The 25,329-nt window shown below is 66.9% G+C and carries 20 protein-coding genes and 4 pseudogenes; 9 read left to right on the forward strand and 15 right to left on the reverse strand.

The genetic code is table 11. The annotated features are described in order from the left end of the window. Window positions 1-222: 222 nt before the first annotated feature. Window positions 223-2,725: pseudogene (locus CLG85_RS07550) on the reverse strand (GcvT family protein). A gap of 418 nt (window positions 2,726-3,143) precedes the next feature. Here CLG85_RS07550 and mscL point away from each other — a divergent pair. Both mscL and CLG85_RS07560 read left to right on the forward strand, forming a co-directional pair. Further along, entirely contained in the window at window positions 3,144-3,566 is a 423-nt protein-coding gene (mscL, locus tag CLG85_RS07555) for a large conductance mechanosensitive channel protein MscL (protein WP_095882790.1), read from the forward strand. Between the two features lie 114 nt (window positions 3,567-3,680). Further along, window positions 3,681-4,569 (forward strand): annotated as a pseudogene (locus CLG85_RS07560) (cation diffusion facilitator family transporter). Window positions 4,570-4,695: 126 nt separating this feature from the next. Here CLG85_RS07560 and ald read toward each other — a convergent pair. Continuing rightward, on the reverse strand, window positions 4,696-5,814 hold the full coding sequence (gene ald / locus CLG85_RS07565; RefSeq protein ID WP_260348661.1) for an alanine dehydrogenase: 1,119 nt from the start codon (window positions 5,812-5,814) through the stop codon (window positions 4,696-4,698). A 150-nt stretch (window positions 5,815-5,964) separates the two neighbouring features. Here ald and CLG85_RS07570 point away from each other — a divergent pair, with 150 nt between their 5' ends. The 3 genes and pseudogenes from CLG85_RS07570 (at window position 5,965) to CLG85_RS07580 (ending at window position 8,493) form a co-directional block, all read left to right on the forward strand. Then, complete coding sequence (locus tag CLG85_RS07570) at window positions 5,965-6,423, forward strand: Lrp/AsnC family transcriptional regulator (protein ID WP_092425238.1); 459 nt, start codon at window positions 5,965-5,967, stop codon at window positions 6,421-6,423. A gap of 81 nt (window positions 6,424-6,504) precedes the next feature. Continuing rightward, a pseudogene (locus tag CLG85_RS07575) lies at window positions 6,505-8,083 on the forward strand (GMC family oxidoreductase). 83 nt (window positions 8,084-8,166) lie between these two features. Further along, on the forward strand, window positions 8,167-8,493 hold the full coding sequence (locus tag CLG85_RS07580) for an EF-hand domain-containing protein (RefSeq protein WP_095881227.1): 327 nt from the start codon (window positions 8,167-8,169) through the stop codon (window positions 8,491-8,493). A gap of 170 nt (window positions 8,494-8,663) precedes the next feature. Here the strand turns inward: CLG85_RS07580 and ccoS are convergent, their stop codons facing one another. The 9 genes from ccoS to ccoN all read right to left on the reverse strand — a co-directional run bounded on the left by ccoS (window position 8,664) and on the right by ccoN (window position 17,807). Next, window positions 8,664-8,825, reverse strand: a complete 162-nt coding sequence (gene ccoS, locus CLG85_RS07585) for a cbb3-type cytochrome oxidase assembly protein CcoS (protein ID WP_095881226.1) — start codon at window positions 8,823-8,825, stop codon at window positions 8,664-8,666. Further along, complete coding sequence (locus tag CLG85_RS07590) at window positions 8,822-11,017, reverse strand: heavy metal translocating P-type ATPase (protein WP_260348663.1); 2,196 nt, start codon at window positions 11,015-11,017, stop codon at window positions 8,822-8,824. The genes ccoS and CLG85_RS07590 overlap by 4 nt, the downstream gene beginning before the upstream one ends. A 4-nt stretch (window positions 11,018-11,021) precedes the next feature. Then, window positions 11,022-11,495 (reverse strand): FixH family protein, encoded by a 474-nt coding sequence (locus tag CLG85_RS07595; RefSeq protein WP_095880943.1) that lies wholly within the window; start codon window positions 11,493-11,495, stop codon window positions 11,022-11,024. Continuing rightward, a complete protein-coding gene (gene ccoG, locus CLG85_RS07600; protein WP_095880942.1) occupies window positions 11,492-12,928 on the reverse strand; it encodes a cytochrome c oxidase accessory protein CcoG in 1,437 nt (478 codons plus the stop codon). Before ccoG ends, CLG85_RS07595 begins: the two co-directional genes overlap by 4 nt. A gap of 90 nt (window positions 12,929-13,018) precedes the next feature. Beyond that, window positions 13,019-13,897, reverse strand: a complete 879-nt coding sequence (locus tag CLG85_RS07605; protein ID WP_095880941.1) for a LysR family transcriptional regulator — start codon at window positions 13,895-13,897, stop codon at window positions 13,019-13,021. A gap of 444 nt (window positions 13,898-14,341) precedes the next feature. Next, window positions 14,342-15,229, reverse strand: a complete 888-nt coding sequence (gene ccoP, locus CLG85_RS07610) for a cytochrome-c oxidase, cbb3-type subunit III (RefSeq protein ID WP_095880940.1) — start codon at window positions 15,227-15,229, stop codon at window positions 14,342-14,344. Window positions 15,230-15,242: 13 nt separating this feature from the next. Further along, complete coding sequence (locus CLG85_RS07615; protein ID WP_095880939.1) at window positions 15,243-15,440, reverse strand: cbb3-type cytochrome c oxidase subunit 3; 198 nt, start codon at window positions 15,438-15,440, stop codon at window positions 15,243-15,245. A 12-nt stretch (window positions 15,441-15,452) separates the two neighbouring features. After that, a complete protein-coding gene (ccoO, locus tag CLG85_RS07620; protein WP_095880938.1) occupies window positions 15,453-16,181 on the reverse strand; it encodes a cytochrome-c oxidase, cbb3-type subunit II in 729 nt (242 codons plus the stop codon). Window positions 16,182-16,193: 12 nt separating this feature from the next. After that, complete coding sequence (gene ccoN, locus CLG85_RS07625; protein ID WP_095880937.1) at window positions 16,194-17,807, reverse strand: cytochrome-c oxidase, cbb3-type subunit I; 1,614 nt, start codon at window positions 17,805-17,807, stop codon at window positions 16,194-16,196. A 205-nt stretch (window positions 17,808-18,012) separates the two neighbouring features. Between ccoN and CLG85_RS07630 the strand changes: the two genes are divergently transcribed. Continuing rightward, window positions 18,013-18,852, forward strand: coding sequence for a universal stress protein (locus tag CLG85_RS07630; protein WP_095880936.1), 840 nt, complete (start codon window positions 18,013-18,015; stop codon window positions 18,850-18,852). A 218-nt stretch (window positions 18,853-19,070) separates the two neighbouring features. After that, on the forward strand, window positions 19,071-19,385 hold the full coding sequence (locus CLG85_RS07635) for an SH3 domain-containing protein (protein ID WP_224843828.1): 315 nt from the start codon (window positions 19,071-19,073) through the stop codon (window positions 19,383-19,385). A gap of 25 nt (window positions 19,386-19,410) precedes the next feature. Here CLG85_RS07635 and CLG85_RS07640 read toward each other — a convergent pair whose 3' ends face one another. Further along, window positions 19,411-19,866 (reverse strand): MarR family winged helix-turn-helix transcriptional regulator, encoded by a 456-nt coding sequence (locus CLG85_RS07640; protein ID WP_095880935.1) that lies wholly within the window; start codon window positions 19,864-19,866, stop codon window positions 19,411-19,413. A 70-nt stretch (window positions 19,867-19,936) separates the two neighbouring features. Here CLG85_RS07640 and CLG85_RS07645 point away from each other — a divergent pair, with 70 nt between their 5' ends. Further along, window positions 19,937-20,287, forward strand: coding sequence for a DUF1428 domain-containing protein (locus CLG85_RS07645; protein WP_095880934.1), 351 nt, complete (start codon window positions 19,937-19,939; stop codon window positions 20,285-20,287). A 17-nt stretch (window positions 20,288-20,304) separates the two neighbouring features. Here the strand turns inward: CLG85_RS07645 and fnrL are convergent, their stop codons facing one another. Then, window positions 20,305-21,060, reverse strand: a complete 756-nt coding sequence (gene fnrL / locus CLG85_RS07650) for a transcriptional regulator FnrL (RefSeq protein ID WP_095880933.1) — start codon at window positions 21,058-21,060, stop codon at window positions 20,305-20,307. Between the two features lie 65 nt (window positions 21,061-21,125). On the opposite strand from fnrL, the gene hemN reads away from it, so the two are divergent. Then, window positions 21,126-22,481, forward strand: coding sequence for an oxygen-independent coproporphyrinogen III oxidase (hemN, locus tag CLG85_RS07655; RefSeq protein WP_095880932.1), 1,356 nt, complete (start codon window positions 21,126-21,128; stop codon window positions 22,479-22,481). A gap of 49 nt (window positions 22,482-22,530) precedes the next feature. Here the strand turns inward: hemN and CLG85_RS07660 are convergent. Then, window positions 22,531-24,127, reverse strand: a pseudogene (locus CLG85_RS07660) (ABC transporter ATP-binding protein). Further along, window positions 24,124-25,329, reverse strand: a complete 1,206-nt coding sequence (locus tag CLG85_RS07665; RefSeq protein WP_095880930.1) for an ABC transporter permease — start codon at window positions 25,327-25,329, stop codon at window positions 24,124-24,126. The pseudogene CLG85_RS07660 and the gene CLG85_RS07665 overlap by 4 nt, the downstream one beginning before the upstream one ends.

The following is a 25,329-nucleotide window of genomic DNA, read 5'->3' on the forward strand; positions in this document are numbered from 1 at the left end:
GTGAAATGAATTTAGAAAGAAAGGTCTGTGTGTCCGTCCGTTCTGGCGCGGCAGCAATTGGCTTGGCTCATACTAAAGCGGCAAGGCCAAACAGCAAGCGTCCGCGGCGGCAAAGCGGAACCCTGCCCGCCGGAGGCCGCAAAAAGGGCGCGCCGGCCTAGCGGCGCGCCCAATTGGGGGCGGTTTTTGCCCCGATCTTTCCGGTCACGGCTACCGCTGCCGTCAGCCGTCGATGCGGATCCTGGCGTTGGCGGGATCGTAGGGGCTGTCCTCGGTCACCTCGGCATCCCAGAGCTTGCCCTGCATGCGAACCTGCAGCCTGGTTCCGGCCACGGCCAGCTCGGGCTTGACGTAACCCATGCCGATCGACTTGCCGAAGGCCACCGAATAGCCGCCCGAGGTCAGCCGCCCGACGCGGGTCTCGCCATCATAAAGCGCCTCGCGGCCCCAGGGGTCGGCATCTTCGGGTCCGTCGATAAGCACCGTGACGCATTTCGAGCGCACGCCCGTGGCCTCCATCGCCGTCTTGCCGGCGAACTCCTTGCCGAGGTCGATGAAGCGCGGCAGGTCGGCCTCCATCGGCGTCGCGTCACGGCCCAGCTCGTGGCCATAGGCGCGGTAGCTCTTCTCCTGGCGCAGCCAGTTCTGCGCGCGGGCGCCGACCGGCTTGAGGCCGTGCTTCTCGCCCGCCTTCATTAGCTGGTCCCAAAGGTAGAGGCCCATCTCGACCGGCACGTGCAGCTCCCAGCCGAGCTCGCCGGTATAGGCGACGCGGATGGCGCGCACCGGGCACATGCCAAGCTCGATGTTGCGCATCGACAGCCAGGGGAAGCGCTTGTTCGACAGAACGGTTTCCGGCTCGGCATCGCGCACCAGCTCGTTGAGCAGGTCGCGCGACTTCGGCCCGGCCACCGCGTAGACCGCCCATTGCGTTGTCACGTCCTGGACGTGGAAATACCCCTGATCGAAGCCGAAATCCTCGGCCGCCTTGAGCAGGAAGTCCTCGTCGTAGGCGTGCAGCGCGCCGGCGCTGACAAGGTAGTACTCGTCCTCGGCGAGGCGCACGATGGTGTACTCGGTGCGGGTCGTGCCCTTGACCGACAGCGCGTAGGTCAGGTTGATCCGCCCCACCTTGGGCAGCTTGTTGCAGGTCAGGTGATCGAGGAAGGCGGTGGCGCCGGGTCCCTTGACCACATGCTTGGCAAAGGCGCTTGCGTCGATGATGCCGACCCCCTCGCGGATCGCCTTGGCCTCTTCCATGGCGTATTGCCACCAGCCGCCGCGGCGGAAGCTGCGGGCGTCATGGTCGAAATTGTCCTCGGCATCCAGCGGGCCGTAGTAGTTCGGGCGCTCCCAGCCGTTGACGCAACCGAATTGCGCGCCGAGCGCCTTCTGCCGCTCAAAAGCGGGGGCGGTGCGCAGCGGGCGTGCCGCCGGGCGTTCCTCGTCCGGGTGGTGCAGGATGAAGACGTGCTCATAGGCTTCCTCGTTCTTGGCGACCGCGTAATCGGTGGTCATCCAGTCCTGCCCGAAGCGCTTGGGATCGAGGCTGCCCATGTCGATCTCGGCCTCGCCCTCGGTCATCAGCTGGGCCAGGTAGTAGCCCGCGCCGCCCGCCGCGGTGATGCCGAAGGAGAAGCCCTCGGCCAGCCACATGTTGCGCAGGCCCGGCGCCGGACCGAGCAGCGGGTTGCCGTCGGGCGTATAGCAGATCGGGCCGTTGAAGTCGTCCTTGAGGCCCACGGTCTCGGAGGTCGGCAGGCGGTGGATCATCGACATGTACTCTTCCTCGATACGCTCGAGGTCGAGCGGGAAGAGGTCGGCGCGGAAGCTGTCGGGCACGCCGTACTGGAAGCGGGCCGGGGCGCCGCGCTCATAGGGGCCGAGGATCCAGCCGCCGCGCTCCTCGCGCACGTACCACTTGGCATCGGCGTCGCGCAGCACCGGGTGCTCGGGGTTGCCGGCTTTGCGGTATTCGACCAGCGCGGGGTCGGGCTCGGTGACGATGAATTGGTGCTCGACGGGGATGGCCGGGGTCTTGAGTCCCAGCAACTTGGCGGTGCGCTGGGCGTGGTTGCCGGTGGCGGTGACCACGTGCTCGGCCTTGATCACCACGGTCTCGTCGGTCGAGACGAGGTTGCCGCCCTTCTCGGCGGTCTTGGTGACGGTGACCTCCCAGTGGTCGCCCTTCCATTCGTAGCCGTCGACCTGCCACTTGCGCTCGATCATCACGCCGCGCTGACGGGCGCCCTTGGCCATCGCCATGGTGACATCGGCGGGGTTGATGTAGCCGTCCGTCGGATGGAAGAGCGCGCCGATCAGCCCGTCGGTATTGACCAGCGGCCAGCGCTCCTTGATCTGCGCCGGGGTGAGGAATTCATGCGGGACATCGCAGGTCTGGGCGGTGGTGGAATAGAGCAGGTACTCGTCCATCCGCGCCTGGCTCTGCGCCATGCGCAGGTTGCCGACTACCGAGAAACCGGCGTTCAGCCCGGTCTCTTCTTCGAGCGTCTTGTAGAACTTGATCGAGTAGTCATGGATATGCGTCGTCGCATAGCTCATGTTGAAATAGGGCAGCAGTCCGGCCGCGTGCCAGGTCGAGCCAGAGGTCAGCTCGTCCCGCTCCAGCAGCATCACGTCCGACCAGCCGCGCGGCAAGGTGGTAGGCGATCGAGGTTCCAACGGCACCGCCGCCGACCACCAGGGCTTTCACGTCTGTCTTCATCTATCCGCATCTCCCGCAGGCAATTGCCCGATGCATAGCGGGCGATGCTGCAGCGCCGAAGGATCGCCCCGACTTTCCATCGCTGGAAAGCGACATGCAGGGGCCTGCGTGCCTTTCGCCGCGGCAGGCGCGCGGATTTTGCCCGGAAAACCGCGATTTCGCCTCCTGAGACGTGCGAAAATTTTCATCATTTCCCGCCAGTGAGCGATGCCGGGACAGGGCTCCGGGGGCAAAGGGGACAGCCGGTTGCGCCACGCGCCCGGGCCCCGACGCACAAAAAATGAGGGATCGCTGCCTCCGGCTCAGCCACAGCGCGGAATGTCCCCCGGTTTTCCGTGGCGTCACCACGCCAAACGTGCCACCTCTGGGCCCGCAAACGACAGTAAGACCCGCGTGGCGGGCCAAAGGACCCAGAGACATGCTTCAGGAATTCAAGGACTTCATCGCCAAGGGCAACGTCATGGACATGGCGGTGGGCATCATCGTCGGCGCCGCCTTCACCGCCATCGTCACCTCGCTCGTGGGAGACATCATCAACCCGATCATCGCGCTTTTCACCGGTGGCATCGACTTCTCGGGCTGGTTCTACGCGCTCGATGGCGGCGACTACCCCTCGCTGTCCGCGGCCAAGGACGCCGGGGCGCCGGTCTTCGCCATCGGCAGTTTCCTCATGGCGGTGATCAACTTCTTCATCATCGCCTTCGTGGTCTTCATGCTGGTCAAGATGGTCAACAGGATTCGCTCTGCGGCGGAAAAGCCCGACGAGGTGGCCCCCGAAGTGAAGACCGGCCCGTCGCAGCTCGACATACTGATCGAGATCCGCGACGCGCTGAAGAAGTGAGCTGACTTGCGCATTCTGCAGTCCCGCCATGCAGGCCCGGAACCCGATGCGGGTTCCGGGTTGCGAGCCTCTGACGACATCGCTAAGTCGCCCGGACCCCTCCGGAGAACCAGAATGACACGCAGCGTGAAAATCGCCATCGGCAGCGTATTCGTCGGCATTCTCGTGCTGGCGATCAAGACCCTCGCCTGGTGGCTGACCGGCTCGGTCGCGCTGATGTCGGATGCGCTGGAGAGCATCGTCAACGTCGCCACGGCGCTGGCGGCGCTGCTGGCGATTCACATTGCCGCACAGCCGGCGGATGCGGAGCACCCCTTTGGCCATCACAAGGCCGAGTATTTCAGCGCCGTGCTCGAGGGCGTGCTGATCGTCGTCGCCGCGGTGCTGATCCTGCGCGAGGCCTGGGGGGGCCTGGCAGCAGCCCGAGGCGATCGAGCAGGTCGGGCTCGGCCTGATCATCAACCTCTCGGCGGGGGTGCTCAACGCGCTCTGGTGCTACGTGCTGCTGCGCGAGGGGCGCAAGCTCAACTCTCCGGCGCTGGTGGCGGACGGCAAGCACCTTCTGACCGACGTCTTCTCCTCGGCCGGGGTGGCCGTGGGCGTCGGCGCGGCGGTGCTGACCGGCTGGCTCTGGCTCGACGCGGCCCTGGCGGCGCTGGTGGCAGTCAACATCCTTTGGTCCGGCTGGCAGGTGATCCGCGGCTCGGTCGGCGGGCTGATGGACGCGGCGGTGCCCGAAGCGGAGCTGGCGGAAATGCGCGCGGTGATCTCGGCCAATGCCGAGGGCGCGGTCGAGGCGCATGACCTGCGCTCGCGCCGGGCTGGGCAGGCGGTCTTCCTCGAGTTCCACCTGGTGGTGCCGGGCGAGATGTCCGTCGATGCCGCGCATGAGATCTGCGATCGCATCGAGCATGCGCTGCAGGAGAGGATCGACGGCTGCCGGGTGACGATCCACGTCGAGCCCGAGCACAAGGCGAAGCATTCGGGGATCGTGGTGCTCTGACGACCAAGGAAGAGGGGGCTCTGCCCCCAGCTGCCTGCGGCAGCTTCCCCCGGGATATTTGAGCCTAGAAGAAAGGGCGGGCGCTTCTGGCGGCCCGCCCTTCTTATGGTCGCGATGCGGAGCCGGTCAGGCGGCGAGGGCCTTCTCGATGCTTTCGAGCGGCAGGTTCAGCGCGCGGGCGACGGCGGCATTGGTGATCTGCCCGTCATGCACGTTGAGCCCGGCCTGCAGGTGCGGGTCCTCGGCGCAGGCGACGCGCCAGCCCTTGCCGGCCAGCGCCAGCAGGAAGGGCAGGGTGGCATTGCCGAGCGCCAGCGTCGAGCTGCGCGGCACCGCGCCGGGCATGTTGGCGACGCAATAGTGCTGGATGCCGTCCACCGTGTAGACCGGGTCCTGGTGGGTGGTCGGCTTAGAGGTCTCGAAGCAGCCGCCCTGGTCGATCGCCACGTCCACCAGCACCGCACCGGGCTTCATGGTAGAGAGCTGCGCGCGGCTGACCAGCTTGGGCGCGGCGGCGCCGGGGATCAGCACCGCGCCGATCACCATGTCGGCCTCGGCCAGCAGCTCGGCCACGGCGCCCTCGGTCGAGTAGCGGTTCTTGAACAGGCTGCCGAAGGTCTCGTCGAGCTGGCGCAGGCGGGGCAGCGAGCGGTCGAGCACGGTGACATCCGCGCCCATCCCGGCGGCGATGCGCGCCGCGTGGGTGCCGACGACGCCGCCGCCCAGAACCACCACGTTGGCGGGGCCCACGCCGGGCACGCCGCCCATCAGCACACCGCGGCCGCCATTGGCCTTCTGCAGCGACCAGGCACCCATCTGCGGCGCGAGGCGGCCCGCCACCTCGGACATCGGCGCCAGCAGCGGCAGCCCGCCGCGCGCGTCGGTCACCGTCTCGTAGGCGATGCAGGTCGCGCCCGACTCCAGCAGGTCCCGCGTCTGTTCGGGATCGGGGGCGAGGTGCAGGTAGGTGAAGAGAAGCTGGCCGCGTTTCAGCTGCTTGCGCTCGCCGGCCTGTGGCTCCTTCACCTTGACGATCATCTCGGCCTCGGCCCAGATTTCCTCGGCGGTGGTCGCGATGCGTGCGCCAGCGGCGGCGTAATCCTCGTCGGAGAAGCCGGCGCCGAGCCCCGCGCCCTGCTGCACGATCACCTCGTGGCCATGGCTGGCCGCCTCGCGCGCCGCGTTGGGCGTGAGGCCGACGCGATATTCCTGCGGCTTGATCTCTGTCGGGCAACCGATTTTCATGATAACTCCTCCTCCTGGCCCATTCGGGCGTCTTTTGATGCCCTCAGGATGCGCCCGCCCGCGTGCAATTTCCTTGCTGAAGTGTCCCGTCCAAAGCGCTATTGGGGGGAGAATCTTCGACCAAACCGCCAAGTTTTCGAAAGACCACGCATGCAACTCGACGATACCGACCGACGCATCCTGCGCGCGCTGCAGAAGCAGGGGCGCATGTCCAACGCGGAGCTGTCGGAAAAGGTGAACCTCTCTGCCTCGGCCTGCCACCGGCGGGTGCAGCGGCTGGAGGCCGAGGGCTACGTGAAGGACTACGTGGCGCTGCTCAATGCCCGCAAGCTGGGGCTGGCGAGCACGGTCTTCGTCGAGATCCGGCTCAGCGCCCAGGCCGACGAGGTGCTCGATGCCTTCGAGAAGGCGGTGGCACGCGTGCCGGCGGTGCTGGAGTGCCACCTGATGGCGGGGACGGCGGATTACATCCTCAAGGTCGTCGCCGAGGACACCGAGGATTTCGCCCGCATCCACCGCCAGTATCTCACCCGCCTGCCGGGCGTGGCGCAGATGCAGTCGAGTTTCGCCCTGCGCACCGTCTTCAAGACCACCGCCCTGCCGCTCTGAACGGACCGCGCCGCCATGACGTCTTGCGGTGCCGCCACGCCCTGACCTACCTTCGGTCAAAGCGAGGAGCCGGGAGGGAAAATGGCGTTCGATCATGTGATTGTGGGCGCGGGCAGCGCCGGGTGCGTGCTCGCCAAGCGGCTCGCCGAGGGCGGGCGGCGGGTGCTGCTGCTCGAGGCGGGCGGGCGCGACAATTACCATTGGATCCACATTCCGATGGGCTACCTCTACTGCATCGGCAACCCGCGCACCGACTGGTGCTACCGTACCGCCGAGGAGCCGGGGCTGAACGGCCGCGCGCTGCTCTACCCGCGCGGCAAGGTGCTGGGGGGGCTGCTCGTCGATCAACGGCATGCTCTACCTGCGCGGGCAGGCGGCGGATTACGACGGCTGGCGGCAGATGGGGCTGTCCGGCTGGGGCTGGGACGAGGTGCTGCCCTTCTTCAAGAAGTCCGAGGATTATGTCGACGGCCCCTCCGAGGCGCATGGCGCGGGCGGCGAATGGCGCGTCGAGAACCAGCGGCTGCACTGGGAGATCCTCGACGACTGGATGAAGGCCGCCGAAGCGGAGGGCATCCCGCGGGTCGATGACTTCAACACCGGCGACAACGAGGGGGTGAGCTACTTCCGCGTCAATCAGCGGAACGGCTGGCGCATGAACACCGCCAAGGCCTTTTTGCGCACCACCCGCACGGACCGGCTGAAAGTCGAGACAGGGGCCCATGTCACCCGGTTGCTGATCGAGGGGCGCCGGGTGGTCGGTGTCGAATACGAGCAGGGCGGCCAGCGCCACCAGGTGCGGCCCGAGGGCGAGGTGATCCTCTCGGCCGGGGCGGTGAACTCGCCGCATCTGCTGCAGCTCTCGGGGGTGGGCCCGGCCGAGCACCTGCGGGAGCACGGCATCGACGTGCTGCTGGATGCGCCCGAGGTCGGCGGCAACCTGCAGGACCATCTGCAGCTGCGCTGCGCCTGGCGGCTGACCGGTGCCAAGACGCTGAACACGCTGGCCAGCACGCTTTTCGGCAAGGGCAGGATCGGGCTCGACTACGTGCTGCGGCGGCGCGGGCCGATGTCCATGGCGCCCTCGCAGCTCGGCGCCTTCTCGCGCTCGCGCGAGGGGCTTGCGACGGCGGACCTCGAGTACCACGTTCAGCCGCTCTCGCTGGAGGCCTTCGGCCAGCCGCTGCACAACTTTCCTGCGATGACCGCCAGCGTCTGCAACCTGCGCCCCGAGAGCCGGGGCACGGTGCGGCTCGCTTCCGGCGACAGCCGGGCCGCGCCGGTGATCGCGCCTAATTACCTCTCGACCGCGGGAGACCGGCGGGTCGCCGCCGATGCGATCCGGCAGGTGCGCCGGATCATGGGGCAGGCGGCCATGGCGCGCTACGCGCCCGAGGAACTGAAACCCGGCCTTCAGTTCGAGACCGAGGAGGAGTTGCACCGCGCCGCAGGCGAGGTGGGCACGACGATCTTCCACCCGGTGGGCACGGTGCGCATGGGTGCCGAGGAGGGCGCGCCGCTCGACCCGCAATTGCGCTTCCGCGGGCTGGACGGGCTGCGCGTGGTCGATGCCAGCGTCATGCCGCGGATCCCCTCGGGCAACACCAATGCGCCGACGATCATGATCGCCGAGAAGGCGGCTGACATGATCCTGCGATGATCCTGCACGGGCGCGCCGGAACCGTGCTATGCTCGGCGGTGTTCGAGACTCAAGACTTTGCCCGAAGCATTTGGAGACAGCCGATGAAAGCCATTACGCCGATCGCCGCCGCGGTCCTTTCCCTCAGCCTTGCCGCCCCGGCGCTCGCCGGGGACTTCACCGTCTACGAGGGCGTGCCCGCCGACCGCAGCAGGGACGAGGGCCGTTATTTCTCGCAGCTCGACCTCGACCGCAACGGCGTGCTGACCTGGTCCGAGCTGGTCGCGGCCTATGGCGATGCGGCCTTCGACGCGATCATGGCCTTTGACGGCAATGCCGACCGCATGGTCACGCGCAACGAGATGCGCGCCTACGATGATCTCGGCACCGGCGGACCGGCCGGACTGCTGCACGAGCGCGTGCGCGGCTGATCGTGACGGAGACCGGGGCACCGGACGGTGGCGCCGGACCGGTGCGCAGGAGGGGGCTCTGCCCCCTCGGCGCTGCGCGCCTCACCCCCGGGATATTTGGACCTAGAAGAAAGGCGCCCCCCTTCTTCTAGGTCCAAATATTCCCGCCGGAGGCAGGCCCGCAGGGCCTTCTAGTCCTGCTTGGGATGGTCGTCGTATTTGCCCGAGAGGATGCGCTGCGCGTCGCCCTCGGGATCTTCATATTGGCGGCTCTTCACCGTAAAGACGAAGAAGCCGAGCCCGAGCCCGCCGAGGATCAGCGAGATCGGGATGAGGTAGGCGAGGATGTTCATCTTGTTCCCTTGAGGCGCAGCGCGTTCAGCGAGACGGTGATCGACGAGGCCGACATGGCAAGCGCCGCAATGAGCGGCGAGCAGAGCCCGACCACGGCCAGCGGCACGGCGATCACGTTGTACCAGGTGGCGATGGCGAAGTTCTGGCGGATGCGCTTCGTGGCGGTCGTGGCAACCGACAGCGCTCCGGGGATCGGCGCGAGCGAGCGACCGAGCAGCACGATGTCCGAGGCGACCCGTGCCGCATCCAGCGCCGACGCGGGGGAAATCGACACGTGCGCGCCGGCCAGCGCCGCCGTGTCGTTGAGCCCGTCGCCGACCATCAGCACGTGTCGGCCCGCGTCCGAGAGCGCCTTGATCCGTGCTGCCTTGTCCTGCGGCAGCGCCTCGGCGACCCACTGCGGGATCTGCAGGCGCGTCGCCAACGCCTCGACCGCGGCCACACTGTCGCCGGAGATCAGGATCACCTGCCTGCCCATATCGCGCAGCGCGGCGACGGCGTCCTCGGCGCCGTCCCGCAGGCTGTCCTCGAAGGTGAAGGCCTGTGCCGGGCCGTGGCCCACGCGAAGCCAAGCCGAGGTGGTGGCGCTCTGCCCACCGCCGGTCCAGGCGGCGCGGCCGAGCCGCACGGGCGCGTCACGCCAGACCCCTTCCGTGCCATGGCCGGGAACTTCGGTGATGCCGGTGACCTCGGCGGGGGCAATGCCGGCGGCGCGCAGCGCGGCGGTCAGCGAGACAGAGAGCGGGTGGGCCGAGCCCTCGGCGAGGGCGAGGGCGATCTCTAGGTCGTGCCGGGTGAACGCATCGCAGTTTGTCAGCGTCGGCGTGCCCGCGGTCAGCGTGCCGGTCTTGTCGAAGACCACCGTGTCGACCTCGGCCAGCCGCTCGAGCGCGGTGCCGTCCTTGATCAGCAGTCCCTGCTTGAAGAGCTTGCCCGAGGCTGCGGTGGTCACCGCGGGGACGGCGAGGCCGAGCGCACAGGGGCAGGTGATGATCAGCACGGCGGCGGCGATGTTGAGCGCGACGCGGAAGTCGCCCGACCAGGCCAGCCAGCCGAGGAAGGCCAGCCCGGCGAGGATATGCACCCCCGGCGCATAGAGCTTGGCGGCCTTGTCGGCGAGCGGGGTGTAATTCTCGCGGCCGGACTCGGCCACGGCCACCAGGTCGGCCATGCGGTGCAGCGAGGTGTTGCGGCCCACCGCCGTGGCGCGGACCACAAGCGGGCCGGTGAGGTTCACCTCGCCCGCGCTCACCGTCTGGCCGGGGGCGGCGTAGACGGGCAGGGTCTCGCCGGTCAGCAGCGCGCGGTCGAGTTCGGACAAGCCCTCGGTAATTTCGCCGTCGACCGGCATCCGCCCGCCGGGGCGCACGCGGATCAGATCGCCGACGCGCAGCTCGGCGGCGGGGACATGTTCCTCGCCTGCGTCGGTGAGCCGCCAGGCCCGGGGCACTTCCAGCGCCGAGAGCTCCTCGGCGGCGGAGCGGGCGATGGCGCGGGTGCGGTGGTCGAGGTAGCGCCCGGTCAGCAGGAAGAAGGTCAGCGCGATGGCGGCGTCGAAATAGGCGTGCTCGCCCGAGAGGATCGTCTCCCAGAGCGAGGTGACGATGGCCAGCAGGATCGCCAGAGAGATCGGCACGTCCATGTTGAGATGCCCGGCGCGCAGCGCGGTCCAGGCATTGCGGAAGAAGGGCTGCGCCGAGAAGGCGATGGTCGGCAGGACGATGGCCGCCGAAACCCAGTGGAAGAGATCGCGGGTCGGCCCCTCGGCGCCGGACCATACGGCGATCGATAGCAGCATCACGTTCATCGCGGCGAAGCCCGCGACGGCGAGGCGCATCAGCAGGTCGCGCCCGGCCTTGTCGGTGGCGGTGGCCGCCAGCGTGCCGGCGTCGAGCTCATGCGCCTCAAAGCCCGCCGCTTCGACCACGGGGATCAGTGCCTCGGCGGTGATCCCGGGGGCAGCCTCGATGCGCACCCGCTTCTGGCTGAGATTGACTCGGGCGCTGCGCACGCCGGGCACCTTTTCGAGTGCGGTCTCGACCGCGGTCATGCAGGCGGCGCAATGGATGGTGGGCAGCGAGAGCGCCAGCTTCGCCTCGGTTGGCTGCGCGCGCTCGGCCAGCGCCTCGGCGGCGGGGGCGGCGACGCAGGCGGGGCAGGCAGAGGCGGGCGGGCGCAGGGTGGCGGTCATCCGGTCAACCCCTGATGAAGAATTCCAGGCGCTGCTCGAAGAGCGTGCCATCCTCGGCGCGGGCCTTCACCCAGACGTTCCAATGGCCCGGCGCGAGGTCGTCGGCGGCGACGAACTGGCGGCCATCCCAGAAGAACTCGGGTTCGTGGTCGTCCTTGACGTGGGTCGAGCGGCCGAGCCTTGCGTTCAGCTCGGCGGGCTTCACCGGTTGTCCCTCGGCATCGGTGAAGCGCAGCACCACCGCATCCTCGCGCGGCTCGGCATGGGCGGTCCAGTGCAGCGCGTCCTGCTCGGCGCGTCGGGTGTCGAAGGTCTGGCTGGCGACGTAGGAGTTCGGCACCTCCAGCCCGGGGAAGGTGGCGATGGCATTGTAGGCGAGCGCGATGTTCACCGCGATGATCACCCCGAAGGCGCCGCCGAAGATCGCCAGTACGTGCCAGCCGGTGAGCTTGCGTCCGCTGTCCTGTGCTTCGGTCATTGTATCGTCCGTCCGTTGAAGATGGTTGCCTTGGCGGCGCGGTCGCCGGTAGTCAGGTCCTCGACCCAGATGTGGAACTCGGTGCGGTCTGCCTGGGCCTCGGGGGTGCCCTCGGCTGCGGTCACGTAGACCCTCTGAAGGTGCGTCTCGTTGGCGGGCACGTCAACGGTGGTGTCCGTCTCGCCCTCGAGGCTGATCTGCAGGGTGGCATCGTCCGAGAGCGACAGCCGGAAGGGCCGGTCCTCGCCATGCTTGTTCAGCAGGCGCACGTCGTAGGTGTTGCGGATCGAGCCGTCCGAGAGCACGACGAAGGTCGGGTTGCGTACCGGTGCGACGCTGAGCTCGATCTCTGGGCGCAGGATCAGCGCGACCAGCAGGCCGACGCCGACCAGCGACCAGAGCGCGGTGTAAAGGAGCACGCGCGGACGGAAGATGTGCTTCCAGACCTGGCGCGGTGCGTGGCCCGCGCGCTCGCGGGTCTCGTCCGAAAGGGCGAGGTAGTCGATCAGCCCGCGCGGCTTGCCGATCTTCGCCATCACGTCGTCGCAGGCGTCGATGCAGAGCGCGCAGGTGATGCAGGCGAGCTGCTGGCCGTCGCGGATGTCGATCCCCATCGGGCAGACGTTGACGCAGGCGTTGCAGTCGATGCAGTCGCCGAGGCTCTCGGCACCTTCGGCCTTGCGGTGCTTGCCACGCGGCTCGCCGCGCCAGTCGCGGTAGCCGACGGTCAGCGTGTCCTCGTCCATCATCGCCGCCTGGATGCGCGGCCAGGGGCAGGCATAGATGCAGATTTGCTCCCGCGCGAAGCCGCCAAAGGCGAAGGTCGTGGCGGTGAGGATGGCGATCGTCGTATAGGCCACAGGGTGGGCGTTGCCGGTCACCAGGTCGACCAGCAGGGTGGGGGCATCGGTGAAGTAGAAGACCCAGGCGCCGCCGGTGGCCAGCGCGATGAGCAGCCAGACCACCCATTTGGTCAGCCGCAGCCGCGCCTTGCGCAGGTCCCATTTCTTTTGCCGGTGCAGGCGCAGGCGGGCGTTGCGGTCACCCTCGATCCAGCGCTCGACGAGGATGAAGAGGTCGGTCCAGACGGTCTGCGGGCAGGCATAGCCGCACCAGACCCGCCCGAGCGCCGAGGTGAAGAGGAAGAGCCCGAGCCCCGCCATGATCAGCAGGCCAGCGACGAAGTAGAACTCGTGTGGCCAGATCTCGATGAAGAAGAAAAAGAACCGGCGGCCTGCCAGGTCGACCAGCACCGCCTGATCGGGCAACTCCGGTCCCCGGTCCCAGCGGATCCAGGGGGTGATGTAGTAGATGCCCAGCAGCACGAGCATCAGCACCCATTTGAGATTGCGGAAGTGCCCGCGCACCCGGCGGGGGAAAATCGGCTCGCGCGCCGCGTAGAGAGAGGGCGCGCCTGGTTGGGTCTCGGACACCGCAAGTACTCCGGTTCGAATCTGCCTGTGCCGCCCGTTCTGACGCCGCGAAGCGCCGCCAACTTTGACCTGCATCAATAAGCATATCTTTCACTTAGCTTTTGCGGCCTCACGTCGCAGCCAGGTGGTGAAGAGCCGCAGCGGGGCACGCATGACGCCGGGTCGGGTGACCAGATAGTAGCCCTTTTGCCTGCTATCCTCGAACAATAGTCGCAGCCGGCCCGAGGCGATGTCGTCCTCGGCGAAGACGCGGGCGGTGATCGCGATGCCATGACCCTGCCGCGCCGCCTCGAGCATCAGGTTGCCGGGCAGCGAGCTGACTCCCTGCCGGACGTCGTGATCGATGCCGAACTGGGCGAACCAGTCGGTGGCCTCGTTGGTGCCCAGCTCCTGCAGCCAGTGGAAGCTGCGCAGCTCGGCGGGTTCGGTGTACTCGCGGTCCCCGACCAGCCGCGGCGAACCGACCAGCGCGATGGGCGATTCCACCAGCAGCTCCGCCTCGAGCCCCGGCCAGCGGCCCGAGCCGAATCGCAGCGCCACGTCGATGCCGCCGGGCTCCAGCGGCGCGAGCTTGGCCGAAGGGTCCAGCATCAGGCTGATCTCGGGATGCGCCTCGCGAAATCGCGCCAGTCTCGGCATCAGCCAGGACGAGGCGAAACTCGGCGTGGTGGTGATCATCAGTGGCCGGTCGGCCTCGGCGCCGGTCAGCGCCTCGAGCTCCTGCGCGATGCGCCCGAATCCCTCGGCCAGCGCCTGTGCCAGCCGCGCGCCTTCCTCGGTCAGCGCCATCGACCGCCGTGAGCGGTCCAGCAGCCCGATGCCGAGATGTGACTCCAGGTTTCGTATCTGCTGGCTGATCGCCGCGTGGCTGACGTTCAGGGCTGCGCCGGCCTTTTGCACCGACCCGGTCTCGGCGTAGGCGGCAAAGGCCCGGAGCGCAGGGAGAGGGGGGAGAGAGGTCCAATTCATTATGTCAAGCAATCTTACATGTCAGAATTCTTCCTGACTGGCTGCAATGGGCCCTTCGATCAATACTTGAAGGGCGAAATGGCGTATTCAGGAGGTCAAAAGTGCTTGGAATATATGCAAAAAGTTTCATGACGGCGACCCGGACGGACTTCGGGCCAAATAGCCCTCGATCCGCGCGCTCGACACATGCGCCTCGTCCCGATGCGCCTGAGGCGCCCCGGGCAAGCGACAGGCGTCGCCGGGGTGTAGGGCCAATGATCAACGGAATTTTGATGCGTGCCAAGGGCAGAAATGCGGCCAAGGCAGATTGCCGGGGCTGAGAGACGTGAAACGTCCGCTTTCTCGGCGAGAAAAGAACGCCGGCGCCCCTGGAAACGCGCGAACAGGCGGGGCACCGGCGTCTGGCCCCCGGGCCTCGCGGCCCGGGGGTATCCTGCTACGTGCTCACTCGGAGGCTTCGCCGCCGCCGAGCCCGTGCACATAGGTGGCCACGGCGCGGATTTCCGCTTCCGACAGGCGGGCGTTCCAGTTCGGCATGACGCCGAAACGGGCATTGGTGACGGTCTCGTGGATCGTGGCGTAGTCGCCGCCATAGAGCCAGATCGCGTCGGTCAGGTTCGGCGCGCCCTGCATCCGGTCGCCGGTACCATCCTCGCCATGGCAGGCGGCGCAATTGTCGGCAAAGACCGTGGCGCCTTCCTCGACCAGCGAGGCATCCTGTGGCTCTTCGCCCGACAGGGTCATCACGTAGTTGCTGACCGCGGCGATCTGCTCACGCTCCAGCAGCCCGTCCCGTCCGAAGGCGGGCATCTCCGAGTAGCGCGCATCGGGATCGTCCTCGTTGCGGATGCCATGGGTGATCGTGGTGTGGATATCCTCGATCGAGCCGCCCCAGAGCCAGTCGTCGTCGAGCAGGTTGGGATAGCCCTTGGCCCCCGCCGCACCCGAGCCGTGGCACTGCGCGCACCAGGTGCGGAAGACCGCGGCCCCGGCGTTCTGCGCGTAGCCGTTGAGCTCGGGATCGCTCGCGATCGAGGTCAGCTCAACCGAGGCGAGCTGCTCGTTGATCGGGGCGAGCTTGGCCTCCTGCGCCGAGATCTCCTCGGCGACGGCGCCGCGGGTCGACCAGCCGAGCAGGCCGGCGGTGGCCGAGCGCACGCCCGGCCAGGCGGGGTAGGCGATGGTGTAGCCCACGCCCCAGATGATGGTCGCGTAGAAGACCATCAGCCACCAGCGCGGCAGCGGCTTGTTGTACTCCTCGATCCCGTCCCAGGAATGGCCGGTGGTCTCGTAATCGAGATCGTCTCTCTTGGTATCTTTCTTGTCGCTCATGATCCTCGCCTCCTTACTTCTGGGCGGGTGCTTCGGGCACGCGGGCAGCGGCCGGAGCGGTGTCGTTGCGGAGCGGGATGCTTGCGGCGTCGTCATGCGTGCGCTTGGAACCGGGCCGGAAAATCCAGATCACCATGCCCAAGAAGAACAAGAACATCAGCAGCAGGCCCCAGCTGTCCGCGAAGTGGCGCAGGGCGGAATAAGTGTCCATCTCGTCCCCTCCTCAGCGGCTCGCGTCGGGCGTGAAGGTCGAGAAATCGACCAGCGTGCCGAGCATCTGCAGGTAGGCCACCAGCGCATCCATTTCCGAGATGCCCGGCTCGCGGTCGAAGTTGCGCACGCTGACCTTTTCGCCGTAGCGCTCGAGCAGCCCGTCGTAATCGGCCTCGGGGTTCGCCTGCACCCGGAAGTCGGCCGAGGCGTTCTCGACCATCTCGTCGGTGTAGGGCACGCCGACCATGCGGTGGGTGGCCAGAAGGTCCTCCATATGCGCGCCGTCGATCAGCTTGGCCGAGAGGAAGCCATACTTGGGCATCACCGATTCAGGCACCACGGACTGCGGGTTGGTCAGGTGATCGACGTGCCACTCGTCCGAGTAGCGGCCGCCGACGCGGGCGAGGTCGGGCCCCGTCCGCTTCGAGCCCCATTGGAACGGGTGATCGTACTGCGACTCCGCCGCCAGCGAGTAGTGACCGTAGCGCTCCACCTCGTCGCGCATCGGGCGGATCATCTGGCTGTGGCAGACGTAGCAGCCCTCGCGGATGTAGATATCGCGCCCGGCCAGCTCCAGCGGGGTGTAGGGGCGCATGCCCTCCACGTCCTCGATGGTGTTTTCCAGGTAGAACAGCGGCACGATCTGCACCAGCCCGCCGATGGTCACCACCAGGAAGGCGAAAAGGGCCAGCAGGGTGACGTTCTTTTCAAGGATCCCGTGTTTGTCGAGAATGCTCATCTTCGGCCCTCCTTATTCGGCCGGAGTGGCATGCGCCGTGGCAGCCTCGGCCTCGATGGCCGGAGCCCGCTTAACGGTCATCCACAGGTTGTAGCACATGATAATCGCACCGGAGATGTAGAGCAGGCCGCCGAGGGCGCGCACCACATACATCGGGAACTTGGCAGAGACGGTGTCGGCGAAGCTGTTGACGAGGAAGCCGTTGGCATCCACCTCGCGCCACATCAGGCCTTCCATGATCCCCGTGACCCACATCGAGGCCGCGTAGAGCACGATGCCGATGGTGGCGAGCCAGAAGTGCCAGGAGACGAGGCTCAGGCTGTAGAGGCGCTCACGGTTCCACAGTTTCGGCGTCAGGAAGTAGAGCGCGCCGAAGGTGATCATGCCATTCCAGCCCAGGGCGCCGGAGTGCACGTGGCCGATGGTCCAGTCGGTGTAATGCGACAGCGAGTTCACCGCGCGGATCGACATCATCGGGCCTTCGAAGGTCGACATGCCGTAGAAGCCGATGGAGATCACCAGCATCCGCATGATGGGGTCGGTGCGCAGCTTGTCCCAGGCGCCCGAGAGCGTCATCAGGCCGTTGATCATGCCGCCCCAGCTGGGCATCCACAGGATGATCGAGAACACCATGCCGAGCGTCGAGGCCCAGTCGGGCAGGGCGGTGTAATGCAGGTGGTGCGGACCGGCCCAGATGTAGAGGAAGATCAGCGCCCAGAAGTGCACGATCGACAGCTTGTAGGAGAACACCGGGCGCTCGGCCTGCTTGGGCACGAAGTAGTACATCATGCCGAGGAAGCCGGCGGTCAGGAAGAAGCCCACGGCGTTGTGGCCGTACCACCATTGCGTCATCGCATCCTGCACGCCCGAGAACAGCTGCACCGACTTGGAGCCCCAGATCGACACGGGGATGCTCAGGTTGTTGAAGATATGCAGCATGGCGACGGTGATGATGAAGCTCAGGTAGAACCAGTTCGCCACGTAGATGTGCGGTTCCTTGCGCTTGATGATCGTGCCGACGAAGACCAGCAGGTAGGCAACCCAGACGACGGTCAGCAGCCAGTCAACGTACCATTCGGGCTCGGCGTATTCCTTCGACTGGGTGGCGCCCAGCAGGTAGCCCGTCGCGGCCAGCACGATGAACAGCTGGTAGCCCCAGAAAACCCACCAGGCGAGATTGCCACCCCAGAGGCGGGTCGCCGAGGTCCGCTGGACCACGTAGAACGATGTGCAGATCAGCGCGTTGCCGCCAAAGGCGAAGATCACCGCGGACGTGTGCAGCGGCCGCAGCCGTCCAAAGTTGGCAAGCCCCTGCGCCCATTCGAAATTGAGCGCGGGAAAGGCCAGCTGGGTGGCGATGAACACGCCGACGGCAAAGCCGATCACGCCCCAGAAGGCGGTTGCAATCACGCCGGCGCGCACCACATCATCCATGTAGGAGAGTTCCCGCACCCTGGCGGGCACCGGCTCGTCGGTATTGCGGAGGGTCCAGAGGAACAGACCCGCCGCGAGGAGGAAGATGGTCAGCGCATTGACCATGTAAGCCACGTCTCGTGCGTAGTTGGCGGCGATCAGCGCGAAGAGCGCGACAACCCCCAGCACGATGAGCTTGATATAATTCAGCATCGTTCGTCCCTTCGTCTGACTCGCACGATTCGTTGACCGCGCGAGCGGTTCTGACTGACGGGGTTGTGAAGTGAATGCCCCCGCCCAACCTTGATCTGAATCAAGGCTTTGGTACCGAAGTCTTGCGTTAAGTCATTCTAAGGGTTGCCCTTCGGGCGTAATGTGCCGGTGTCGGGCCCTCCCGGACAATACCATGGAGATTGCTATGGGCTACAAATCATTGCTCACGGTCGTGACGGACGAGGGTTTCCTCGACTCGACGATCGACCACGCCGCCGCGGTTGCCGCGTGCTGGGACGCCCATCTGGATGTGCTCGCCTTCGGCGTCGACCGCACCCAGACAGGCTATTATTACGCCGGGGCCGACGCGATCATCCTGCAAGAGACACTCGACCGTGCCTCCAAGGACGCCACCGCGCTGGCCAAGGCGGCGAAGGAGCGGCTGAACCGATTCGAGCTGCGTTCGGCGGTCGAGGAGGGTGTCGCGCAGCTGGCTGACATCGGCCGCCACGTGGCGGGCCGGGCGCGGTTCGCCGACATGGTCGTGCTTCCCAAGCCCTACGGGCCGGACCGCGGCGTCGAGCTCGAGCCGGTGGTCGAGGGCGCGCTCTTCGAGGGGCAGGCCCCGGTGCTGGTGGTGCCGCGTGCCTCGGACCCGTCGAGCAAGCCCAAGCGCGTCGTGCTGGGCTGGAACGAGAGCGCCGAAGCGCTGCGCTCGGTGCGGGCCGCCATGCCGATCCTCAAGGAGGCCGAGGCGGTCCACGTGGTGGTGATCGACCCGCCGCAGCACGGCCCGAACCGTTCCGATCCCGGCGGCATGCTGTCGCAATACCTGTCGCGCCACGGGGTCCATGCCGAAATCGACGTGCTGACCAAGACCATGCCGCGGATCTCGGACATCCTGAACCGCCACGTGCAGGACGTGAACGGCGACATGATCATCATGGGCGCATATGGCCATTCCCGCTTCCGCGAGGCGATCCTCGGCGGCGCCACGCGGAACATGCTGGAACTGGCGGAAGTACCGGTTTTCCTCGCGCATTGAGGCTTGGGAGAAGAGGCCTCTGCCAAGAAACCGGACAGGCGGCGCAAGCCGTCCGAGGGCGGGCCCGAGGGTCCGCCCTTGCCATGTCTGGGCAGGGGTTGCCACGGCACCGCACGGGGCGGGCGCAACGCCGCGGTGCCGTCGGTTGCGGTTCCGTTCGCGCGGGCAAGGCGATAAGTTCCCGCTCGAGGCAGATAAAGAACGAGCAGGAGAAAACCATGCGCGCAACGATCGGAACCGCGATGACGAGGGGCGTGGCAGCGCTCGCCCTTGCCGCAACATTGGGCGGATGTGCCGCCAGTTCGGGCTGGGGCGGCCGCTACGAGGTCTACGGCGTCGAGGAGGGCGACATGCTCAAGATGCGCGGCGGGCCGGGCACCGGCTTCGACGTGATCATCGGCCTGCCGAATGGCACCCTCCTGCGGGTCTACGACTGCACCCAGACCGGCGGCACCCGCTGGTGCGAGGCCGCCCTCGACCGGGCGCCGGAAACCAAGGGCTACGTCTCCTGGGCCTACCTGCGCGAGCACTGAGCGCACCGTCCCCGCGGGGACGGGCTCAGATCTCGCCCAGCGTCATCAGCGCCGCCTTCAGCGTCTCGAGGTCCAGCCCGCCGAGCGCCGCGTCCACCGCATCGTGTTCGCGGCGCCAGATCGGCATTGCTTCGTGCAGCACGTCGTGTCCCCGCGGGGACAGGCGCAGCCGCTTGCCGCGCTTGTCCTCGGCGTCGGCGGTGCTCTCGACCAGCCCGCGCCGCTCGAGCACCTTCAGCGCCGCGGTCAGCGTGGTGCGGTCCATGGCAAGGAAGGGCGCCAGATCCGAGATGCGCGGCGGCTCCGGGCGGTTCAGCGACATCAGGATCGAGAACTGCCCGTTGGTCAGACCCACCGGCTTCAGCGCGATGTCGAAGCGCCGGCCAAGCGAACGCGCCGCCCGCTGCGCGCGGAAGCACAGGCAGCGGTCGCGCACTTCGAGCGTGGTCTCATAGGGCAGGGATGGCGTCGTCTCGCTCATGTAGTCTCATTCATGTTGATATCAACTTAATTATGCGCCTAGGATGTGGAAGAGCAACAGGAGATGTCTCATGACACATGTTTGGGGGTTTCTGACGCCCGTGCCGCTGGAAAACAAGGCAGCCTATCAGGAGGCAGCCCGCAAATCCTGGGAGTTGTTCAAGGAATACGGGGCCTTGTCGATCCACGAATGCTGGGAGGCCGAGGTGCCCGAGGGCAAGTTGACCTCTTTTCCCATGGCGGTGAAGCGCGAGGAGGGCGAGGCGGTGGTGTTCAGCTGGATGACCTGGCCCGACAAGGAGACCGCCGACCGCTGCGGCGCCTCCTTCGAGACCGATGAGCGCTGGAAGGCGACCATGGACATGCCCTTCGACGGCAAGCGGATGATCTACGGCAGTTTCGATCCGCTCTTCGAGGCCTGATCAGCGCGCGCGGGCGGTCAGGCGAAGACGCCGCCGTCCGCGTCGTCGCCGGCCTCTTCGAGCAGCCGGCCCATGTCGGGAATGGTGACGTGGCGCTTGCCCTCGAGCTCGATCACCCCGTCCTTGCGCAGCGCCGAGACCTGGCGGCTGACCGTCTCGAGCGTCAGTCCGAGGTAGTCGGCCATGGCCTCGCGGGTGAGCGGTAGATCGAAGGTGATCCGCTCGCCCGGGGCCGAGACGTCGCGCATGTTGATCGAGGCGTCGCGGCGGGCGATGATCGACAGCAGCGAGGCGATTTTCTCGCGCGCGGTCTTGCGGCCAAGCACCAACATCCATTCACGCGCGGCATCGAGCTCGTCGAGGGTCATCTCGAGCAGGCGCTGCGCGATATGCGGGGTGCGCATCATCATCTCTTCGAAGGGAGTCTTGCGGAAGCAGCACATCACCAGGTCGGTTGTCGCCACCACGTCATAGGCGGCCGAGGAGCGCCCCGGTCGGCCGACGAAATCCGACGGCAGCAGCAGGCCGACCATCTGCGTGCGCCCGTCTTCCATGGTCTGGGTGAGCGTGGCGATGCCCGAGACGACCGAGCCGACGAATTCCATCCGGTCACCCGACCAGATCACCGTCTGCCCGGCTTCGAACTTGCGGTAATACTTGATCTCTTCCAGCCGCTCGAGCTCATCCGACTCGCAGCGCGCGCAGACGGCGCGATGGCGAATCGGACACTCGTTGCAATCTTGCGAAACCGAAAGGCTCTTTTCGTTCAGCATTGCGCTTCCAAATCTTGATCTGCGTCAAAGTCTTGTCGCGGAAATTTTTTCGTAAGCGTACGCGTATGATTACGCGAACACAACTCTCCCGACTCGGCCTGTTTGACGCCAAGGTCCCGCGATATACGAGCTATCCCACGGCCCCGCATTTCTCCGGCGACGTCACCCCGGGCGATTTCGCGCGGTGGATTGAAGCCGTGCCGGAAAATGGCACGGTCTCGCTCTACCTGCACGTGCCTTTCTGTCGCAGGCTCTGCTGGTTCTGCGCCTGCCGCACCCAGGGCACCGCCACTCTCGGCCCGGTCGAGAGTTACGTGGAGACGCTGAAGGCCGAGCTTGACCTGCTCAAGCGGCACCTGCCGCGCGGCGTGAAGCTGTCGCGGCTGCACTGGGGCGGCGGCACGCCGACGCTGCTTTCGCCCGATCTGATGAAGGTGCTGATCGACAAGGTCGCCGAGGTCGCTGAGTTCGCCGAGGGCGCCGAGTTCTCGGTCGAGATCGACCCCAACGAGATCGACGGCGAAAGGCTCGACGTGCTGGCCGCGGGGGGCATGAACCGCGCCTCGATCGGGGTGCAGGACTTCGATCCCGAGATCCAGGCCACCATCGGCCGCGAGCAGAGCTACGAGGTGACCCGCAAGGCGATCGAGATGATCCGCGCGCGCGGCATCGGCAGTCTCAATGCCGATATCCTTTACGGTCTGCCACACCAGTCGAAGACGCGGATCACCGAGTCGGTGCAGAAGCTGCTTTCGCTGGGTCCGGACCGGGTGGCGCTTTACGGCTACGCGCATGTGCCCTGGATGGCCAAGCGGCAGCAGATGATCCCCTCGGATGCGCTGCCGACGCCGGACGAGCGGCTCGATCTCTTCGAGACCGCGCGGCAGCTTTTCACCTGGGATGGCTACGCCGAGATCGGCATCGACCATTTCGCCGTGCCCGACGACGGGCTGGCGATCGCGCAGAAGACCGGCAAGCTGCGCCGCAACTTCCAGGGCTACACCGATGACACCTCGGAGGTGCTGATCGGGGTGGGGGCCTCGTCGATCTCGCGCTTCCCGCAGGGCTTCGCGCAGAACGCCCCGGCGACGTCGGCGCATGTGGCGGCGATCCGCGAGGGGCACTTCTCGACCGCGCGCGGGCATACCTTCCGCGGCGAGGACAAGCTGCGCTCGCGGATGATCGAGATGCTGATGTGCGATTTCCGCATCCGCTCCGAGGAGCTGGTTCGGGACTATGGCGCGAGCGAGACGATGCTCGCGGGCCTGTACCGCGATGCCAATGACCGCTTCGGCGGGCTGCTGGAGATCACCGAGGACGGGCTCTTCATTCCCCTGGGGGCGCGGCCGCTGACCCGCATGGTGGCGCGCAGCTTCGACGCATACGAGCTGTCGAAGGCCGGGCACAGCTCGGCGATCTGAAGCGCGGCCCGGCCCGGGGCTGGTCGCCCCGGGCACCCCGTTAGGGATTTCAGCCCGCCAGTTCGAAGGCCGCGTTGAACAGCTTTTGCGTGTACTCGGTCTTGGGGGCGGAGAAGATCTCCTCGGCGTCGCCCATTTCCACCACGTCGCCCTGTTTCATCACGATGACCTTGTGGCTCATCGCCCGCACCACCTTGAGGTCGTGGCTGATGAAGAGAAAGGCCAGGTCGTGCTTGCGCTGCAGATCGCGCAGCAGCTCGACGATCTGCACCTGCACCGTCATGTCGAGCGCCGAGGTCGGCTCGTCCAGCACCACCAGCTTCGGCCGCAGCACCATGGCTCGGGCGATGGCGATGCGCTGGCGCTGGCCGCCCGAGAACTCATGCGGGTAGCGATGCATCGTGGCCGGGTCGAGCCCGACCTCGGTCATGATCTCGGCCACCACCTCTTTCGCGGGCCGGCCGTCGGGCGAGCCGTGCACGCCGAGGCCCTCGGCGATGATCTGCTCGCAGGTCATCCGCGGGCTCAGCGAGCCGAAGGGGTCCTGGAACACGATCTGCATCTCGGAACGCAGCTTGCGCAGCTGGCGGGTCGAGAGGTCGCGCACGTCGCGCCCGTCGAAGGTGATGCCGCCCTGTGATTGGATGAGCCGCATGATGGCCAGAGCCAGCGTTGTCTTGCCCGAGCCGGATTCGCCGACGATGCCCACGGTCTCGCCAGCGCGGACCGAGAAGGAGGCGTCGTTCACCGCCTTCACGTAGCCGACAGTTTTTTTTCAGGAAGCCCTTCTGGATCGGGAACCAGATCTTGAGGTTGTCGGCGCGCGCGACCTCCTTTGCGTCTGGTTCGACCGGATCGGGCTTGCCGGTGCTCTCGGCCGAGATCAGCTTGCGCGTGTAGGGGTGCTGCGGATTCGCGAAGAGCGCGGCGGTGGGGCCGTGCTCGACGATCTCGCCATTCTTCATCACGCAGACCCGGTCGGCAATCTTGCGCACGATGTTGAGGTCGTGGGTGATGAACAGCAGGCTCATGCTCTCGGCCTGCTTGAGCTCGGCCAGCAGCTCGAGGATCTGCGCCTGGATGGTCACGTCGAGCGCCGTGGTGGGCTCGTCGGCGATCAGCAGCTCGGGCCCGTTGGCCAGCGCCATGGCGATCATCACCCGCTGCCGTTGCCCGCCGGAAAGCTGGTGCGGGTAGGCGGAAAGCCGGCTTTCGGGATCGCGGATGCCGACCTTGTTCAGCAGATCGAGGATGCGCGCCCGGGCCTTCTCGCCGGTCAGCCCCTGGTGTAGCGCGAGGCTCTCGCCCAGCTGCTTTTCCAGCGTGTGCAGCGGGTTGAGCGAGGTCATCGGCTCCTGGAAGATGAAGCTGATGTCGTTGCCGCGCACCTTGCGCAGTCGCTGGAGGTCGGCGCCGATCATCTCCTGATCGTTGTAGCGCACCGAGCCTTCGACATGCGCCGCGTCCCCAAGCAGCGAAACGGTCGAGAGCGCGGTGACCGACTTGCCGGACCCGGACTCGCCGACCAGGGCCACTGTCTCGCCGCGCGGGATGTCGAAGCTCAAGCCCTTCACCGCGAGGCTGCGCTTGCCGTCCTGGGTGAAGCTGACCTTCAGGTCGCGGACCTCGAGGATATTGGCGCTCATGAGAAGGTCTTTCTGGGGTCAAACGCGTCGCGCACGCCTTCGAATATGAAGACCAGCAGCGACAGCATCAGGGCGAAGACGGTGAAGGCGGTGAACGCGAGCCAGGGCGCCTGCAGGTTCTGCTTGGCCTGCAGCGTCAGCTCGCCCAGCGAGGGCGCCGAGGAGGGCAGGCCGAAGCCGAGGAAGTCGAGGCCCGCGAGGGTGCTGATGGTGCCGGTGACGATGAACGGCAGCATGGTCAGCGTCGCCACCATGGCGTTGGGCAGCATGTGGCGGAACATGATGGTCCAGTTGCTCACGCCGAGCGCCTTGGCGGCGCGTACGTACTCGAGGTTGCGCGCGCGCAGGAACTCGGCGCGCACCACGCCCACCAGCGCGGTCCAGCCGAAGAGCACCGTCAGGAACACCAGCAGCCAGAAACTTCGGCCCAGGATCGCGAAGAGGATGATGATCACGTAGAGCGACGGGGTTGCCGACCATATCTCGATCAGCCGCTGGAAGATCAGATCGAGCCAGCCGCCGAAGAAGCCCTGCAGCGCCCCCGCGACGACCCCGATGATCGACGAGACCACGGTCACCACCAGCGTGAAGAGGATCGACAGGCGGAAGCCGTAGATCACCCGCGCCAGCACGTCGCGCTTGGTGTCGTCGGTGCCGAGCCAGTTCTGCCCGTTCGGGGGCAGTGGCGCGGCGCCGGGGCGGTCGACCGGGGTGTTGAAGCTGTAGGGGATGGGCGGCCAGATGGTCCATCCCTTGACGAAATCGCCCTCGGGGGTGCCGCCCGCGTCCACCGTCTCGATCAGCCCCTCGGGGTCGTCGAAACACGTCTCGATGCCGCCGGTGCGGATGAGGCACTGCACCTCGGGGTCGCGGTAGGCGGCCTCGGTGCGGAAGTCGCCGCCGAAGGCCGTTTCCGGGTAGAAGTTGAAGATCGGCATCCGCAGCTCGCCGCGGTAGCTGACGAGGATCGGCTTGTCGTTGGCGATGAATTCGGCAAACAGCGACAGGCCGAAGAACACGACGAAGATCCACAGCGACCAGAAGGCGCGGCGGTTGCGCTTGAAGTTGCGCCAGCGCCGCTGGTTCAGCGGCGAGAGGGCAAAGCGGCCGGGTTTCGGCTGCGGGACGACGGGGATTCCGGGCTCGGGCTGCGGGCGCAGCGGCGCGGAGTCGTCGAAGCGGGGATCGGGCTCGTAGCTCAT

Source organism: Alloyangia mangrovi, assembly GCF_002300555.2.
GTDB lineage: Bacteria > Pseudomonadota > Alphaproteobacteria > Rhodobacterales > Rhodobacteraceae > Salipiger > Salipiger mangrovi.

What these genes read in the sequence shown, in the direction of transcription:
- CLG85_RS07645 (WP_095880934.1), top strand. Translation starts at nt 19,937, where the DNA reads ATGACACATGTTTGGGGGTTTCTGACGCCCGTGCCGCTGGAAAACAAG.
- CLG85_RS07570 (WP_092425238.1), top strand. Translation starts at nt 5,965, where the DNA reads ATGCAACTCGACGATACCGACCGACGCATCCTGCGCGCGCTGCAGAAG.
- ccoO (WP_095880938.1), bottom strand. Translation starts at nt 16,181, where the DNA reads ATGAGCATTCTCGACAAACACGGGATCCTTGAAAAGAACGTCACCCTG.
- ald (WP_260348661.1), bottom strand. Translation starts at nt 5,814, where the DNA reads ATGAAAATCGGTTGCCCGACAGAGATCAAGCCGCAGGAATATCGCGTC.
- ccoS (WP_095881226.1), bottom strand. Translation starts at nt 8,825, where the DNA reads ATGAACATCCTCGCCTACCTCATCCCGATCTCGCTGATCCTCGGCGGG.
- CLG85_RS07635 (WP_224843828.1), top strand. Translation starts at nt 19,071, where the DNA reads ATGCGCGCAACGATCGGAACCGCGATGACGAGGGGCGTGGCAGCGCTC.
- CLG85_RS07605 (WP_095880941.1), bottom strand. Translation starts at nt 13,897, where the DNA reads ATGAATTGGACCTCTCTCCCCCCTCTCCCTGCGCTCCGGGCCTTTGCC.
- CLG85_RS07630 (WP_095880936.1), top strand. Translation starts at nt 18,013, where the DNA reads ATGGGCTACAAATCATTGCTCACGGTCGTGACGGACGAGGGTTTCCTC.
- fnrL (WP_095880933.1), bottom strand. Translation starts at nt 21,060, where the DNA reads ATGCTGAACGAAAAGAGCCTTTCGGTTTCGCAAGATTGCAACGAGTGT.
- ccoP (WP_095880940.1), bottom strand. Translation starts at nt 15,229, where the DNA reads ATGAGCGACAAGAAAGATACCAAGAGAGACGATCTCGATTACGAGACC.
- hemN (WP_095880932.1), top strand. Translation starts at nt 21,126, where the DNA reads ATGATTACGCGAACACAACTCTCCCGACTCGGCCTGTTTGACGCCAAG.
- CLG85_RS07590 (WP_260348663.1), bottom strand. Translation starts at nt 11,017, where the DNA reads ATGACCGCCACCCTGCGCCCGCCCGCCTCTGCCTGCCCCGCCTGCGTC.
- mscL (WP_095882790.1), top strand. Translation starts at nt 3,144, where the DNA reads ATGCTTCAGGAATTCAAGGACTTCATCGCCAAGGGCAACGTCATGGAC.
- CLG85_RS07615 (WP_095880939.1), bottom strand. Translation starts at nt 15,440, where the DNA reads ATGGACACTTATTCCGCCCTGCGCCACTTCGCGGACAGCTGGGGCCTG.
- ccoN (WP_095880937.1), bottom strand. Translation starts at nt 17,807, where the DNA reads ATGCTGAATTATATCAAGCTCATCGTGCTGGGGGTTGTCGCGCTCTTC.
- CLG85_RS07640 (WP_095880935.1), bottom strand. Translation starts at nt 19,866, where the DNA reads ATGAGCGAGACGACGCCATCCCTGCCCTATGAGACCACGCTCGAAGTG.
- CLG85_RS07595 (WP_095880943.1), bottom strand. Translation starts at nt 11,495, where the DNA reads ATGACCGAAGCACAGGACAGCGGACGCAAGCTCACCGGCTGGCACGTA.
- CLG85_RS07665 (WP_095880930.1), bottom strand. Translation starts at nt 25,329, where the DNA reads ATGAGCTACGAGCCCGATCCCCGCTTCGACGACTCCGCGCCGCTGCGC.
- CLG85_RS07580 (WP_095881227.1), top strand. Translation starts at nt 8,167, where the DNA reads ATGAAAGCCATTACGCCGATCGCCGCCGCGGTCCTTTCCCTCAGCCTT.